We start from the raw sequence: 12,607 nt of genomic DNA on the forward strand, positions 1-12,607 counted from the left end.
CAAACGCGACGATCCCGTTCCACCCGGCGTGTAGATCGAACCGGGCGGGGGTACCCGGAGGAACTCATCGACGTGAGGAGCCTGCCATCGCCACCGCGGTCCTGTTCGACGTCGACGGCACGCTCGTCGACTCCAATTACCTGCACGTCCACGCCTGGCACCGCGCGTTCGCCGAGCTCGACCGCGCCGTCGACTCGTGGCGCGTGCACCGGGCGATCGGCAAGGGGTCCGGCAAGCTGCTGAGCACGCTGCTGGGCGAGGAGGACGCCGACCGCATCGGCGACCGGGCGAAGGAGCTCCACAGTCGCTTCTACCTGGAGACGGCGGAGCTGCTGCGCCCGTTCGACCGCGCCCCCGAGCTGCTCCGCACCCTGGCCGGCCGCGGCGTGCGCGTGGTGCTGGCGACGTCGGCGGGCTCGGACGAACTGTCGGTGCTGCGCAAGGTCCTCGACGTCGACGACGTGGTCACGGGCATCGTCTCCGGCGCGGACGTCGACGCGACGAAACCCGACCCGGAGCCGGTGTTCGCGGCCCTCGAGCGCGCCGGAACCCGCCCGGAGGAGACGGTGTTCGTCGGCGACGCGGTGTGGGACGTCCACGCGGCCACGAAGGCGGGCGTGCGCACGGTCTCGGTCCGCTCGGGCGGCGTGAGCGCGGCGGAACTGACGGAGGCCGGCGCAGTCGCGGTCTACGACGACGCTGCTGCGCTGTTGGAGGAGCTGGAGGAGAGCGTGCTGCTCGGCTGAGCTTGCGGGCGGCGCGTTACGAAAGTGGGGTAGGACACCACGTCCTGCCCCCTCGGCTTCCCGACCAGAGCAGAACCTGCACGACTCAGCCGTTTTCGCTGTGCTAATCTGGTCGCAGTTCGGGCATTGGTGTGCCCACCAGCCCCGGCCGATCCGGCCGGGGCTTTTTTTCTGCCCATTTCCGCCGGGTGAGTCCGGCGATTTCGTCGTGCCCGGAGGTCGCCATGCTGACGCTGCTCATCTACCTGTCACCGATGCTGCTGCTCATCGCGATCTTCGGCGTGGTGTCGATCGTGGCCCTGTGCCAGGCACGATCTGAAGACGTGCCGAAGATCTTCACCGAGGCGACCCAGGTTTTCCGCAGGCTGAACAGCCGCCGTGCGCCTCGGCTCAGAAGCGATGCTGAAGACGACGAGCAGGAGGCACAGCCATGACGCGCCGACGGGTGACCGTGGTCGACGGGAGCCGCCGCCTCGACGCGGTCCTCGCTCTGGAGCAGCTCAAGTCCGCCCTGGCCACGTTGTCGGCAAGGCAGGCCGAAATCATCGTTCTGCGGTTCGGCCTGCGCGACAACATTCCCCGTTCCCGTGCCGAGGCAGCGGCGATCCTTTCCCTGCGCCTGGCCGACGTGTCGCGCCTTGAAGCAGCAGCCCTCCGGCAACTGCGCCACCCGTCGCGCTCCGGCGTTCTCCGTGACTACCTCGACTCGGATCAAGCTGTCGTTCCGGACCGGGTGCGAGGGGAGATCATGGGAGGGACCGAAGCCGTGGAGCTCGGTCACTGTGCGCGTCACGGCTACTTCGAGCTGGCCCCGGGGTCGATGCTCTGCTCGATGTGCCCGTGCCCCGTCACGCCGACACGTTCAGCGACGTCCGACCTCGGCCGGCCGCGCCACTACTGCTCCAACGCGTGCCGCCAGGCCTCGTACCGCCTGCGGAAGGCGATCAGCTGACCTTCCTCGCCACCAGCCGCTCCACCAAGCCCAGCTTGAACCGCTCCTGCCGCTCCACCGTCAGCCCGGCCGCCGCCACCAGCACCAGCGGCCGCCGCCGGAAGTGCTCGCCTGCCAAGGGAACGCTCGCCAGCTCCAGGAGCCACTGCACCACCCGCACCGGCCACGACGTCGACACCACGTGGTCGGCCAGGATCAGCCGGCCTCCCGGGCGCAGGACCCGCGTCATCTCCGCCACCGCCGCCGCGGGGTCGGGGATCGCGCAGAGGCCGAACGTGCAGACCACCGTGTCGAAAGACGCCTCGGCGAACGGCAGCCGGTGGGCGTCACCCTGGCGCAGCGTCACCGGGCGGGCCGGTTCGCGGGCGCGGGCCATCGCGAGCATGCCCACGCTGAGGTCGAGGCCGGTGAGCCGCACCCCCGCCGGGTAGTGCGGGAGGTTGAGGCCGGTGCCGACGGCGACCTCCAGCACGTCGCCGCCAGCCTGGCCGCACGCCCACTCGCGCGAGTCGCCGAAGAGGCGGCGGTCCCAGCCGGCCATCTCCGCGTCGTACGTCGCGGACTTCCGGTCCCAGTACCGCCGCCACCGCTGCGTCTTCGCCATGCCCCTCAGCGAAGCACGAACGCGTCAGCCGAACATGCCGGGCTCGTACGAGCCGCCCTTCCGGTGCACGATCACGGCGAGCCGGTTGGCCGAGTTCATCTGCGCGATGAGGGCGACCAGCGCGGCGGTCCGGTCGTCGTCGTAGTGCTTGCGCACCCGTTCCCAGGTGTCGTCGGAGACGCCGGGCGCGCCGTCGGCGATCCGGGTGCCCTCCTCGGCCAGCGCCAGTGCCGCCTGCTCGGCCTCGGTGAACACGGTGGCTTCGCGCCAGGCGGCGACCAGGTTGACCCGGACCGCCTCCTCGCCGGCGGCGGCGAGCTCCTTGGTGTGGACGTCGACGCACCACCCGCAGCCGTTGATCTGGCTGACGCGCAGCGACACCAGCTCCTGGGTGGTCTTCGGCAGCGGCGACCGGAGGATCGCCTGGCTCGCGGCGCCGAACCGCCGGGCGAACTCGGCGCCGATCTCGTTGTCGGTCAGGCTGAAGCGGGGTTCCATGGTCTCGTCCTTCCGTCGGAACCGGACGACCAGGAGATGCCGGGGCCGCCGGTCCCGTGACAGTGACGACCGTCACGGTCACACCTCGGCCCCGGCGAGCATCCGGTGGGAAAGCGAGCGAAAGGAGGAGCCGCATGGCCGACGCCGCCACCGAGGCGTTCCTCGCCCACCGGAACCTGCTGTTCACCGTCGCCTACCAGCTGCTGGGGTCGGCGGCCGACGCCGAAGACGTGCTGCAGGAGACGTGGCTGCGCTGGGCGGGCGTGGACCTGGCCGGGGTGCGCGACCGGCGCGCGTACCTGGTGCGCGTCACCACCCGCCAGGCCCTGATGCGGCTGCGGACGCTCGGCCGGCGCAAGGAGTCCTACGTCGGCCCGTGGCTGCCGGAGCCGCTGCTGACCGCGCCCGACGTCGCCGAAGACGTCGAACTCGCCGACAGCGTCTCGATGGCGATGCTGATGGTCCTGGAGACGCTGACGCCGGCCGAGCGCGCGGTGTTCGTTTTGCGCGAGGTGTTCGACCTGGGCTACGAGGAGATCGCCGCAGCCGTCGGCAAGACCGCGCCGGCGGTCCGCCAGATCGCGCACCGCGCCCGCGCGCACGTCGCCGCCCGCCGGCCGCGCGGCCCGGTCTCCCCCACGACGTCCCGCGACGCCCTCGACGCGTTCCGGCACGCGGTCGAGACGGGCGACCTCCGGCGGCTGCTGGAGATCCTGGCCCCGGACGTGGTCTTCCTCGGCGACGGCGGCGGCGTCGTCCAGGCCGTCCCGGCCCCGGTGACGGGTGCGGCCGCGGTGGCCAGCCTGCTCACGGCGGAGATCGGCAACTTCGCGACAGGAACGCTGAGCGCGGCGCAGGTCAACGGCCACCCGGCCCTGGTCCTGCGCCGCGCCGGCGAAGTCGACACGGTCCTGGCCCTGCGCATCGACGACGGCCTGATCACGGGCCTGTACGCGGTGCGCAACCCGGCGAAACTGTCCCGTTTGGACGAAGAGACCACGTTGCGCCGCTAGCGGTGCTTCTCCTTGAGGTCCGCGGCCTTCACCCCGGCCAGCAGCACCCCGACCGCCAGCAGCACGATCCCCGAGCTGATCACCAGCCCCAGCGACAGGCTCCCCGTCGCCGACTGGATGAAGCCCAGCAACGACGGCGAAGCCGCGGCCGCGAACGAGCCCATCGACGTCACCACCGCGATGCCCGTCGCGGCCGCGCGGTCGGTCAGGTAGATCGACGGGATCGAGTAGAACACCGTCAGGCCCGAGTAGTGGGCCGCCGCCATCACCGCGAGCAGGATGACCACCACCAGGACGCTGCCGCCGGAGAACGCGAGCGCCAGCATCGCCACCGCCGCCACCAGCCAGCTGACCGCCGCGTGCCAGCGGCGTTCCAGTGTCCGGTCGGAGTGGCGGCCGACCAGCAGCATCACCGCGATGCCGAGCAGCGGCGGGATCGCCGAAAAGAAGCCGAGGTTCAGCACGTCGCCGACGCCGGCCTCGGCGATGATCCGCGGCGTCCAGTACGAGACGGCGTTGGCCAGCGTGTAGGCCCCGCAGGCGCACAGCCCGAGGATCCAGACCTTCGGGTCGCGCAACGCCGAGAGCATGCCGCCGTGCCGTTCCGCCGTGTCCGCCTTCGCGGTCCGCTCGGCTTCGAGGTCGGCCTGCACGAGCGCCTTCTGCGCCGGCGTCAGCCACTTCGCCCGCTCGGGCCCGTCGGCGAGGAAGAACGCGACCGCGACGGCCAGCAGGATCGGCGGGATGCCCTCGATCAGGAACAGCCACTGCCAGTCGGCCAGGCCGCCGACGCCGCCGAGCGAGTGCATGATCCAGCCGGAGACGAGCGAGCCGAGCACCCCGGAAACCGGGACGCCGATGAAGAACACAGCGGTCATCCGGGTCCGGCGCGCGGACGGGAACCACCGCGACAGCAGGTAGAGCGCGCCCGGGAAGAAGCCCGCTTCGGCCACGCCGAGCAGGAACCGCGCGAGGTAGAACGTCAGCTCGTCCTGGACGAACAGGGTCGCGATCGTGACCACGCCCCAGGTGGCCATGATCCGGACCAGCGTCTTGCGGGCGCCGATCTTCGCCAGCAGCGCGTTGCTGGGGACCTCGAAGAGGATTAACCCGACGAAGAACAGCGTGACGCCGAGCCCGTAGACCGCCGAGCCGAAGCCGAGGTCGCGCTTGAGGCCCTGCTGCGCGATGCCGATGTTCGTCCGGTCGATGAAGCTGACCACGTAGCAGACCACGAGCAGCGGCATGACCCGCAGGGCGATGGTCCGGTAGGTCGACGCGCGTTCGGCGTCACCCACCGCGGGGGGCCGTCCGGTGACGGCGGGTTGTTCGGCCATCGCTACTCGACTCCTTCGTCAGGCGGGGCGTGCGGCAGCAGTGTCGGCATCCAGTGTTGAGTTTGTCAACACCTGGTCGGCAACGGCTACGATGACCGGCATGGCGGAACGCGCGGACGGCCGAGACCTCGTGCCCATTTCGGGACTCCTTTCCTACCGGCTCTCCCGCACGTCGTCGGCGATGTCGCGCAGCGCCGCGCTGCGCTACCGGCGGGAGTTCGACGTCAGCCTCGGCGAATGGCGGGCGATCTCACTCATCGCCGCCGACCCCACCCTCACACTCAACCGGCTCGCCCGCCGCGCCGGGCTCGACAAAGCGCAGATGAGCCGGGTGGTCAGCCGCCTGACCGAGCGCGGCCTGGTGGACCGGACGGCCGGGTCGGGCCGCACGTCGCAGCTGGCCCTGACCACCGAAGGCACCCGCGTCTACCGCGGCCTGATCACCGCGGCCAACGAGCGCGACGCCGAGTTCCTGGCCGCGCTGACCCCGGAAGAGGCGGCGACGCTGAGCGGCGCGCTGGACAAGCTCGCCGACCTCGCACTGGCCGTCGAGGAGCGTGAGCGCGCCCACCCCGGCGACACCAACTGTTGACTTTGTCAACACGGCCGCGTAGATCTGGGGCCACCGAACGAAAGGTGGCCCGATGTCCGACGCCGTCACGCTCTGCGAGTGCTTCGCCCGCGACGGGCTGCAGCACGAGCCGGAGTTCGTGCCGACCGCGACGAAGGTCGCGCTGCTCGATTCCTTCGCGGACGCGGGGTTCCGGCGCATCGAGGCGACCAGCTACAGCCATCCCGGGCGGGTGCCCGGCTTTTCCGACGCTTCCGAGGTCCTGACGCGGATCCGGCGCCGCCCCGGCGTCCGGTTCAAGGCGACCTGCCCCAACCCGCGCGCGGTGCGGCGCGCGCTGGCCGACCTCGACGCCGGGCACGGCGCCGAGGAGCTGAGCCTGCTGGTCTCGGCCAGCGAAAGCCACACCGAACGCAACCTGCGCACGTCGAGAGCCGGGCAGTGGGAGCGCGTCACCGAGATGGTCGAACTGGCCGGCGGCCGCTTCAAGCTGGTCGGCGTGGTGTCGGTGGCGTTCGGCTGCCCGTTCGAGGGCGCGGTCGACCCCGGCCGCGTCGCCGAGGACGTCGCCCGGTTCGCCGACCTCGGCGCCGGCCTGGTCACCTTGGGCGACACGACCGGCGTCGCGACCCCGCCGTCGGTCCGCGCGCTGTTCGCCCGGCTGGACCCCGCGGTGCCGGTGGTCGCGCACTTCCACAACACGCGCGGCACCGGCATCGCCAACGCCGTCGCGGCCCTCGACGCCGGCTGCCGGAACTTCGACACCGCGATGGGCGGCGTCGGCGGCCACCCGTCGGCCATCTCCTACGGCGCCGGCCTCACCGGGAACGTCTGCACCGAGGACCTGGTGAGCCTGTTCGACGCGATGGGCGTAGACACCGGCATCGACCTCGACCAGCTCGCCAAGGCGTCCGCCGCCTGCGAAGAAGCTCTCGGCCGTCCCCTGCACAGCATGGTCGCCCGCGCCGGCTTCACCCCGACCCCGAACCAGGAGACCCCGTGACCGTCATCGCCGAGGACCACGGCGCCGTCCGCGTCCTGACACTGAACCGGCCCGAGAAGCTCAACGCCCTCAACACGGCCCTCACCCGTTCGCTGAGCGAAGCCTTCTCAGCGGCCGACGCCGACCGCGACATCCGCGCACTGGTGCTCACCGGCGCCGGCCGCGGCTTCTGCGCGGGCGCCGACCTCGGCGAGTTCTCGGAGCTGACGCCCGAGCACGCCGACGCCGTCCTGGAACGCGCCGCGCTCACCGCGAAGCTGCAGGTGCAGGCGCGACAGCTGCGGATCCCGGTGGTCGCGGCCGTGCGCGGTGCCGCGGTCGGCGGCGGCGCCGGGCTCGCCATCGGGGCCGACATGGTCGTCGCCGGCACCGACCTCAAGTTCGGCTACCCCGAGCTGAAGCACTCGATCGTCCCGGCGCTGGTGATGACCGGGCTCGTGCACCACCTCGGCCGCAAGCTCGCGTTCGAGCTGGTCAGCACCGGGCGCCTGCTCGCCGCCGCCGAAGCCTTCGAGCACGGCCTGGTCAACCGGGTCGTCGACCCCGCCGAAGTGCTGCCCGCCGCGCTGGCGATCGCCGAGCACTGGGCGAAGGTCGAACCGCGGGCGATCGCCGCCGCGAAGGACCTCTTCTACCGCGTCGCCGACCTGCCGGCCGACGCCGCCATGCGCGCCGGGCAGGACGTCAACGCGCTGATGCGGGGGTTCCGCCGATGACCGGCCCGCTGGCCGGGATCACCGTCCTCGACTTCTCCCGCGTCCTCGCCGCGCCGCTGGCCACGCAGATCCTCGCCGAGCTCGGCGCGACCGTCGTCAAGGTCGAACGCCCGGGCACCGGCGACGAGACCCGCGGCTTCGAACCCCGGCTGCCGCACGGTGAAAGCGCGTACTTCTTCGCCTTCAACCGGGGCAAGAAGTCCGTGACGCTCGACCTCAAGGACCCGCGCGGCCAGGAGGTCGCGCGGAAGCTGGCGGCCGAAGCCGACGTCGTCGTCGAGAACTTCCTGCCTGGCGCGATGGACCGCATGGGCCTCGGGTACGCGGACCTGGCGCGCCCGGACCTGGTCTACGTGTCCGCGACCGGGTTCGGGCAGACCGGCCCGGACCGCGACCGCAAGGGCTACGACACCGTCTTCCAGGCGCTGTCCGGCGTGATGGCGATGACCGGCGAGCCCGACGGGCCGCCGTCGAAGACCGGGATCCCGGTGGCGGACCTGACTTCGGGGCTCTGGGTGGTCATCGCCGTGCTGTCCGGGCTGGCCGGGCGCGCGGCGACCGGGCGGGGCCGGCACCTCGACGTGTCCATGATGGACGTCCAATTGAGCCTGCACGCGCTCAACGCCGCCCGGCTCTTCGCGCTCGGCGAGGACCCGGTGCGCACCGGCACCGAGCACCCGGGCCGCGTGCCGTCGGCGGCGTTCCAGGCCGGGGACGGGGAATGGCTGCACATCAGCGGCAGCGACCAGCACTGGGGTCCACTGTGCACGGTCCTCGGGCTCGACGACCTGGCCGCGGATCCGGTGCTGCGGGGCAACTCCGGCCGCGTCGAACAGCGCGCCCGCGTGATGAAGGCCCTGCGTGGCGCGATCGCCCGGCACGACCGGGACGCGCTCGTGAAGGAGCTGCGCGCGGCCGAGGTCCCGGCCGGTGCGGTCCGCTCGGTGCGGGAAGCGCTCGCCGATCCGCACGCCGTCGCGCGGGGCGTCGTCGGCGAGTTCACCCACCCGGCGGAGGGGACGTTCCCGGCGCTGCGGACGCCCCTGCGTGAGACTGGCGGTGAGCCGACGTCGGTGGGCACGCCGCCCCGGCTCGGCGCCGACACCGACGACGTCCTGGCCGGCCTGGGGCTCGCCCCGGCCGAAATCGAGGGCCTGCGGGCCGCGGGGGTGATCCGATGACCGAGCGCGTGCGCGTCACCGTCGAAGACGGGATCGCGCGGGTCGAGCTGACCCGGCCCGAGGCCCGCAACGCCGTGGACCTGCCGATGTGCCACCAATTGCGCGAGGCCTTCGAGGCGCTCGACGACGACGTCCGGGTGGTGCTCCTGAGCGGGCGCGGGCCGGTGTTCTGCGCGGGAGCCGATCTCAAGGAACGCACCGGCAAGGACGCCGCCTGGGTGCGGCGGCGCCGCGTCGCTTCCTTCGCCGCGTACGCCGCCATCGAGCAGTGCCGGGTGCCGGTCGTGGCCCTGGTGCAGGGCGCGGTCGTCGGCTCGGGCGGCGAAATCACGCTCGCCGCCGACTTCGCGCTGGCCGCGTCGGGGACGGTTTTCCGGTTCCCGGAGCCGCACTGGGGTACCGTCGGCGCGACCCAGCGCCTGCAGCGCGCCATCGGCAAGCGCCGGGCCAAGGAACTGCTGTTCACCAACCGCCCGCTCGGTGCGGAAGAGGCCGCCGACCTGGGCGTCGTCACCCGCGTCGTCCCGGCGGACGCGCTCGCCGAGACCGGCGACGAAACGGCCGCGAGCATCGCGAAAGCGCCGCCGCTGGCCATCTCGCTCACCAAGCGCGCGGTCGACCTCGGCTCGGAAACCGACCTCGACCGCGGGATCCGCATCGAGCTGGCGGCGATCGAACAGTGCCTCGCCGACGGCGGCTGGCGCGACGGCGTCGCCCGCTTCACCGCCGGGAACGGAGAACCGCGATGACCGACCTGCGCACCGCCTGCCCGCTGACCACGCACGAGGTGCTGGCGCGCGCGGCCCTGCTCGCGCCGGACGTCGAAGCCGTCGTCATGGACACCGAGCGGATCACCTACGGCGAGCTGGCCGAGCGGGTCACGCGGGTCCGCGCCGGGCTTGCCGCCGCCGGGATCGGCCGCGGCGACCGCGTCGGCATCTGCCTCGGCAACGGCCCGGACTGGGTGGCGCTGTTCCTGGCGATCGGGGCGGCGGGCGCGGTCGCGGTGCCGGTCAACACCCGGTTCACCGCCGGCGAAGTGCGCTACACGCTCGAGCACGCCCGTGTCCGGATGCTGTTCGTGGCGTCCCGGGTGCTCAACGTGGACTTCGCCGCGATGCTGCGGGAAATCGGCGTCGAGTCCCTCCCCGCGCTCGAGAAGGTCGTCGTGCTCGGCGACGACGTTCCTCCCTTCGCTTCTTCGTGGGACGAGTTCCTGGCCGCGGCTTCGGCGGCTCCCGCACCGGTCGGCTCTCCCGACGACGTCCTGCTGGTGCAGTACACGTCCGGCACGACGTCGCGGCCGAAGGGCGTCCTGCTCACCCACCGCAGCATGTGCGCGGACGCGTTCTTCTCCGGCGCGCGGATGGGCCTGCGCCCCGGCGACCGGTTCCACTCCGCGCGGCCGTTCTTCCACGTCGCCGGCAGCACGCTGTCCGTGCTGGCGTCGATCCAGCACGCGACGACGCTGGTGACGATGCCGAAGTTCGAGCCGGAAGAAGCCTTGCGGCTGCTGGAAGCCGAGCGCTGCACGCACTTCTCGGGCAACGACACCATCGCGCTGCTGCTGCTCAACCACCCCTCGCGGCCATCGCGGGAGTTGTGCTTGCGCGGCGCGTGGGTGGCCGCGTCGCCGACCGTGATCCGGCGGGTCATCGACGAGCTCGGCGCGCGCGAATGCGTTGCGGGGTATGGGCTTTCGGAGGCGTCGCCGAACGTCGCCCAGTCGGCCTGGTGGGAGCCGGAAGAGCTCCGCGCGTCCGGCGCGATGGCCGTCGAACCCGGCGTCGAGGTGCGGATCCGCGACTTCGCCGGCGACCGCGACTGCGCGCCCGGCGAACCCGGTGCGGTGCTGGTGCGCGGCTGGAACGTGATGGTCGGCTACCTGGACGACCCGGTGAAGACGGCCGAGACGATCGACGCCGACGGCTGGCTCGCCACCGGCGACGTCGGGCTGCTCGACGAGACCGGGCGGTTCCACTTCACCGGCCGCACCAAGGACATCATCCGCGTCGGCGGCGAGAACGTGGCCCCGGCCGACATCGAAGACACCCTGCACCGGCACCCGATGGTGCGCCAGGCGGCCGTCGTCGGCGTGCCGGACGCGCGGCTGGTCGAGGTGCCGTTCGCGTTCGTCGTGCTGACCGGCCCCGGCGTCTCCGAGGAGGAATTGCTGGGGTGGGCGCGGGCGCGGATGGCGGGCTTCAAGGTGCCGCGGCACCTGCGGATCGTCGAGGGCTTCGAGGGGATCGGGATGACCGCGAGTTCGAAGGTGCAGAAGAACCGGCTCGCCGCGCACGCGCGTTCCCTGCTGGAGCGGGCATGACCCGCATCTCGACGTCGGTCACCGGACTGCTGGGGATCGACCTGCCGATCGTGCAGGCCGGGATGTCGTGGGCGTCGTCGTCTTCGGCGCTCCCGGTGGCGGTTTCGAACGCGGGCGGGCTCGGCGTGGTGGCGGCGGGGCCGATGCGGCTGCCCGACCTGGCCCGGGTGCTGACCGAGGTGGCCGCGGGCACGCCCCGGCCGTGGGCGGTCAACCTGCCGCTGTACCGCGCGGGCGTCGACGAGGTCATCGAACTGGTGCTGCGGCACCGGCCGCCGGTGCTGATCGCGTCGCAGGGCGGGCCGCGCCGGTACCTCGAACGGTTCCACGGGATCGGGACGCGCTGCCTGCACGTGGTGGCCGGGGTGCCGCACGCGCTGAAGGCGGCCGCCGCCGGCGTCGACGGCCTGGTCGTCGTCGGCGCCGAGGCCGGCGGCCACCCGCCGCCCGCGATGGTGACGACGTCGGTGCTGGTCCGCGCGGTCGCCGCGGCGGTGCCCTCGACGCCGGTGATCGCGTCCGGCGGGATCGCGGACGGTGCCGGGCTGGCCGCGGTGCTCGCCCTCGGCGCCGGCGCCGCCCAGTTCGGCACGCGGTTCCTGGCCAGCACGGAGGCGTCGGTGCACCCCGCGTACAAGGAGGCGGTGGTCGCGGCCGGGGTGGACGGCACCCGCACGGTCGGGCACGGGCTGGGCGTGATCCGCGCCCTGGACAACGACTTCACGGCACGGATGCTGGCCCTGGAGGAGTCCGGCGCCGAGGAAGACTCGCGGCGCAAGGCTTTCCAGGCGGCCACGCTGCGCGATGCGGCGTTGCACGGCGAGGTCGCCGAGGGGAAGCTCGAAGCGGGCCAGTCGGCCGGGCTGGTGGATTCCGTGCTGCCCGCGGCCGACATCGTGGCCCGGATCGTGCGGGAGTACCGGGCGGCGCGCGCCGGACTCCCGCCGATCACCTGAGCGTCACTCGGCGGCGGCCGCCAGGATGACCTCGGCGACGACACCGGGCTGCGACACCGCGACGGCGTGCGAGGCGTCGATCCGCCGGACCGTCGACTTCGCGCGCTCGGCCATGAACTCCTGAGCGGCGGCCGGGATGGCGTTGTCCTGGTTGGCGATCAGCGTCCACGAAGGCAGCTTCGACCAGGCCGGGGTGCCCTCGAACGGCGCGGCGAGCGCCTGCTGCGCGACGGCCCGCTGGGTGACGGCCAGTACCGCGGCGGTCTCGGCGGGTACGTCGCCGGCGAAGACCTCGGCGAAGTCTTCCGGCTTGATCGACAGCTCGGGGTTGCCGTCGTGCACCAGGACGTTCGTGGTTTCCGGGCCGAGCTTGGCGCCCGGGTAGCGGCCGGACAGCTCGAAGACGCTCTCCCCCGCGTCGGGCTGGAAGGCGGCGATGTAGACGAGGGCGCGGACGTTCGGCGTCTCGGTGGCGGCGCGGGTGATCAGGGCGCCGCCGTAGGAGTGGCCGGCCAGGACGACGGGGCCTTCGACGCCGTTGACGACGTCCGCGACGTAGGCCGCGTCGGACTCGAGGCCGCGGAGCGGGTTGGCCACGGCGACGACCGGATAGCCGTTCTCCTGCAGCTTCGACACGACGCCGGTCCAGCTGGAGGAGTCGGCGAAGGCGCCGTGGACCAGGACGATGGTGGGCTTGCTCATGG

15 protein-coding genes are annotated in these 12,607 nt (G+C 72.6%); 11 read left to right on the top strand and 4 right to left on the bottom strand.

Annotated features, from left to right (window positions below; all coding sequences use genetic code 11):
• The first annotated feature begins 101 nt into the window (after positions 1-101).
• From ACLJQM_RS27065 to ACLJQM_RS27075, 3 genes are all read left to right on the top strand, one after another.
• A complete protein-coding gene (locus tag ACLJQM_RS27065) occupies positions 102-746 on the top strand; it encodes an HAD family hydrolase (protein ID WP_410633261.1) in 645 nt (214 codons plus the stop codon).
• 224 nt (positions 747-970) lie between these two features.
• Complete coding sequence (locus ACLJQM_RS27070; RefSeq protein ID WP_410633229.1) at positions 971-1,180, top strand: hypothetical protein; 210 nt, start codon at positions 971-973, stop codon at positions 1,178-1,180.
• Positions 1,177-1,698 (top strand): sigma factor-like helix-turn-helix DNA-binding protein, encoded by a 522-nt coding sequence (locus tag ACLJQM_RS27075; RefSeq protein ID WP_410633230.1) that lies wholly within the window; start codon positions 1,177-1,179, stop codon positions 1,696-1,698. The genes ACLJQM_RS27070 and ACLJQM_RS27075 overlap by 4 nt, the downstream gene beginning before the upstream one ends.
• Here the strand turns inward: ACLJQM_RS27075 and ACLJQM_RS27080 are convergent.
• Together ACLJQM_RS27080 and ACLJQM_RS27085 are read right to left on the bottom strand one after the other, a co-directional pair.
• Complete coding sequence (locus tag ACLJQM_RS27080; RefSeq protein ID WP_410633231.1) at positions 1,691-2,302, bottom strand: class I SAM-dependent methyltransferase; 612 nt, start codon at positions 2,300-2,302, stop codon at positions 1,691-1,693. The genes ACLJQM_RS27075 and ACLJQM_RS27080 overlap by 8 nt on opposite strands.
• A gap of 24 nt (positions 2,303-2,326) precedes the next feature.
• Positions 2,327-2,800, bottom strand: a complete 474-nt coding sequence (locus ACLJQM_RS27085; protein WP_360784049.1) for a carboxymuconolactone decarboxylase family protein — start codon at positions 2,798-2,800, stop codon at positions 2,327-2,329.
• A 134-nt stretch (positions 2,801-2,934) separates the two neighbouring features.
• Here ACLJQM_RS27085 and ACLJQM_RS27090 point away from each other — a divergent pair, with 134 nt between their 5' ends.
• Positions 2,935-3,813, top strand: coding sequence for an RNA polymerase sigma-70 factor (locus ACLJQM_RS27090; protein WP_410633232.1), 879 nt, complete (start codon positions 2,935-2,937; stop codon positions 3,811-3,813).
• On the opposite strand, the gene ACLJQM_RS27095 is transcribed toward ACLJQM_RS27090, so the two are convergent.
• Positions 3,810-5,150 carry an MFS transporter gene (locus ACLJQM_RS27095; protein WP_410633233.1) on the bottom strand — a complete coding sequence of 447 codons (1,341 nt, stop codon included), beginning with the start codon at positions 5,148-5,150 and terminating at the stop codon, positions 3,810-3,812. The genes ACLJQM_RS27090 and ACLJQM_RS27095 overlap by 4 nt on opposite strands.
• A 100-nt stretch (positions 5,151-5,250) precedes the next feature.
• Between ACLJQM_RS27095 and ACLJQM_RS27100 the strand changes: the two genes are divergently transcribed.
• From ACLJQM_RS27100 to ACLJQM_RS27130, 7 genes are read left to right on the top strand one after another with little or no spacing between them, the layout of a single operon-like run.
• Positions 5,251-5,742 (top strand): MarR family winged helix-turn-helix transcriptional regulator, encoded by a 492-nt coding sequence (locus ACLJQM_RS27100; protein WP_360784040.1) that lies wholly within the window; start codon positions 5,251-5,253, stop codon positions 5,740-5,742.
• Between the two features lie 52 nt (positions 5,743-5,794).
• The gene (locus ACLJQM_RS27105) at positions 5,795-6,724 is read left to right on the top strand and encodes a hydroxymethylglutaryl-CoA lyase (RefSeq protein ID WP_410633234.1); all 930 of its coding nucleotides are present in this window, start codon (positions 5,795-5,797) and stop codon (positions 6,722-6,724) included.
• Positions 6,721-7,440, top strand: coding sequence for an enoyl-CoA hydratase/isomerase family protein (locus ACLJQM_RS27110; protein ID WP_410633235.1), 720 nt, complete (start codon positions 6,721-6,723; stop codon positions 7,438-7,440). Before ACLJQM_RS27105 ends, ACLJQM_RS27110 begins: the two co-directional genes overlap by 4 nt.
• A complete protein-coding gene (locus tag ACLJQM_RS27115) occupies positions 7,437-8,621 on the top strand; it encodes a CaiB/BaiF CoA transferase family protein (RefSeq protein ID WP_410633236.1) in 1,185 nt (394 codons plus the stop codon). Before ACLJQM_RS27110 ends, ACLJQM_RS27115 begins: the two co-directional genes overlap by 4 nt.
• Positions 8,618-9,370: an enoyl-CoA hydratase/isomerase family protein gene (locus tag ACLJQM_RS27120; protein ID WP_247024365.1), complete on the top strand. Its 753-nt coding sequence runs from the start codon at positions 8,618-8,620 to the stop codon at positions 9,368-9,370. Before ACLJQM_RS27115 ends, ACLJQM_RS27120 begins: the two co-directional genes overlap by 4 nt.
• Positions 9,367-10,947 (top strand): AMP-binding protein, encoded by a 1,581-nt coding sequence (locus ACLJQM_RS27125; RefSeq protein ID WP_410633237.1) that lies wholly within the window; start codon positions 9,367-9,369, stop codon positions 10,945-10,947. Before ACLJQM_RS27120 ends, ACLJQM_RS27125 begins: the two co-directional genes overlap by 4 nt.
• A complete protein-coding gene (locus ACLJQM_RS27130; RefSeq protein WP_410633238.1) occupies positions 10,944-11,903 on the top strand; it encodes an NAD(P)H-dependent flavin oxidoreductase in 960 nt (319 codons plus the stop codon). The genes ACLJQM_RS27125 and ACLJQM_RS27130 overlap by 4 nt, the downstream gene beginning before the upstream one ends.
• A gap of 3 nt (positions 11,904-11,906) precedes the next feature.
• On the opposite strand, the gene ACLJQM_RS27135 is transcribed toward ACLJQM_RS27130, so the two are convergent.
• The gene (locus ACLJQM_RS27135) at positions 11,907-12,605 is read right to left on the bottom strand and encodes an alpha/beta fold hydrolase (protein ID WP_086864918.1); all 699 of its coding nucleotides are present in this window, start codon (positions 12,603-12,605) and stop codon (positions 11,907-11,909) included.
• Positions 12,606-12,607: the final 2 nt, after the last annotated feature.

Origin of the sequence: Amycolatopsis sp. cmx-4-83 (assembly GCF_046548815.1) — a bacterium.
GTDB classification, from domain to species: Bacteria; Actinomycetota; Actinomycetes; order Mycobacteriales; family Pseudonocardiaceae; genus Amycolatopsis; species Amycolatopsis pretoriensis_A.

Coding starts and splice junctions, on each gene's coding strand:
- ACLJQM_RS27085 (WP_360784049.1), bottom strand. CDS start 2,800: ATGGAACCCCGCTTCAGCCTGACCGACAACGAGATCGGCGCCGAGTTC.
- ACLJQM_RS27090 (WP_410633232.1), top strand. CDS start 2,935: ATGGCCGACGCCGCCACCGAGGCGTTCCTCGCCCACCGGAACCTGCTG.
- ACLJQM_RS27105 (WP_410633234.1), top strand. CDS start 5,795: ATGTCCGACGCCGTCACGCTCTGCGAGTGCTTCGCCCGCGACGGGCTG.
- ACLJQM_RS27125 (WP_410633237.1), top strand. CDS start 9,367: ATGACCGACCTGCGCACCGCCTGCCCGCTGACCACGCACGAGGTGCTG.
- ACLJQM_RS27135 (WP_086864918.1), bottom strand. CDS start 12,605: ATGAGCAAGCCCACCATCGTCCTGGTCCACGGCGCCTTCGCCGACTCC.
- ACLJQM_RS27130 (WP_410633238.1), top strand. CDS start 10,944: ATGACCCGCATCTCGACGTCGGTCACCGGACTGCTGGGGATCGACCTG.
- ACLJQM_RS27115 (WP_410633236.1), top strand. CDS start 7,437: ATGACCGGCCCGCTGGCCGGGATCACCGTCCTCGACTTCTCCCGCGTC.
- ACLJQM_RS27100 (WP_360784040.1), top strand. CDS start 5,251: ATGGCGGAACGCGCGGACGGCCGAGACCTCGTGCCCATTTCGGGACTC.
- ACLJQM_RS27080 (WP_410633231.1), bottom strand. CDS start 2,302: ATGGCGAAGACGCAGCGGTGGCGGCGGTACTGGGACCGGAAGTCCGCG.
- ACLJQM_RS27070 (WP_410633229.1), top strand. CDS start 971: ATGCTGACGCTGCTCATCTACCTGTCACCGATGCTGCTGCTCATCGCG.
- ACLJQM_RS27120 (WP_247024365.1), top strand. CDS start 8,618: ATGACCGAGCGCGTGCGCGTCACCGTCGAAGACGGGATCGCGCGGGTC.
- ACLJQM_RS27075 (WP_410633230.1), top strand. CDS start 1,177: ATGACGCGCCGACGGGTGACCGTGGTCGACGGGAGCCGCCGCCTCGAC.
- ACLJQM_RS27095 (WP_410633233.1), bottom strand. CDS start 5,150: ATGGCCGAACAACCCGCCGTCACCGGACGGCCCCCCGCGGTGGGTGAC.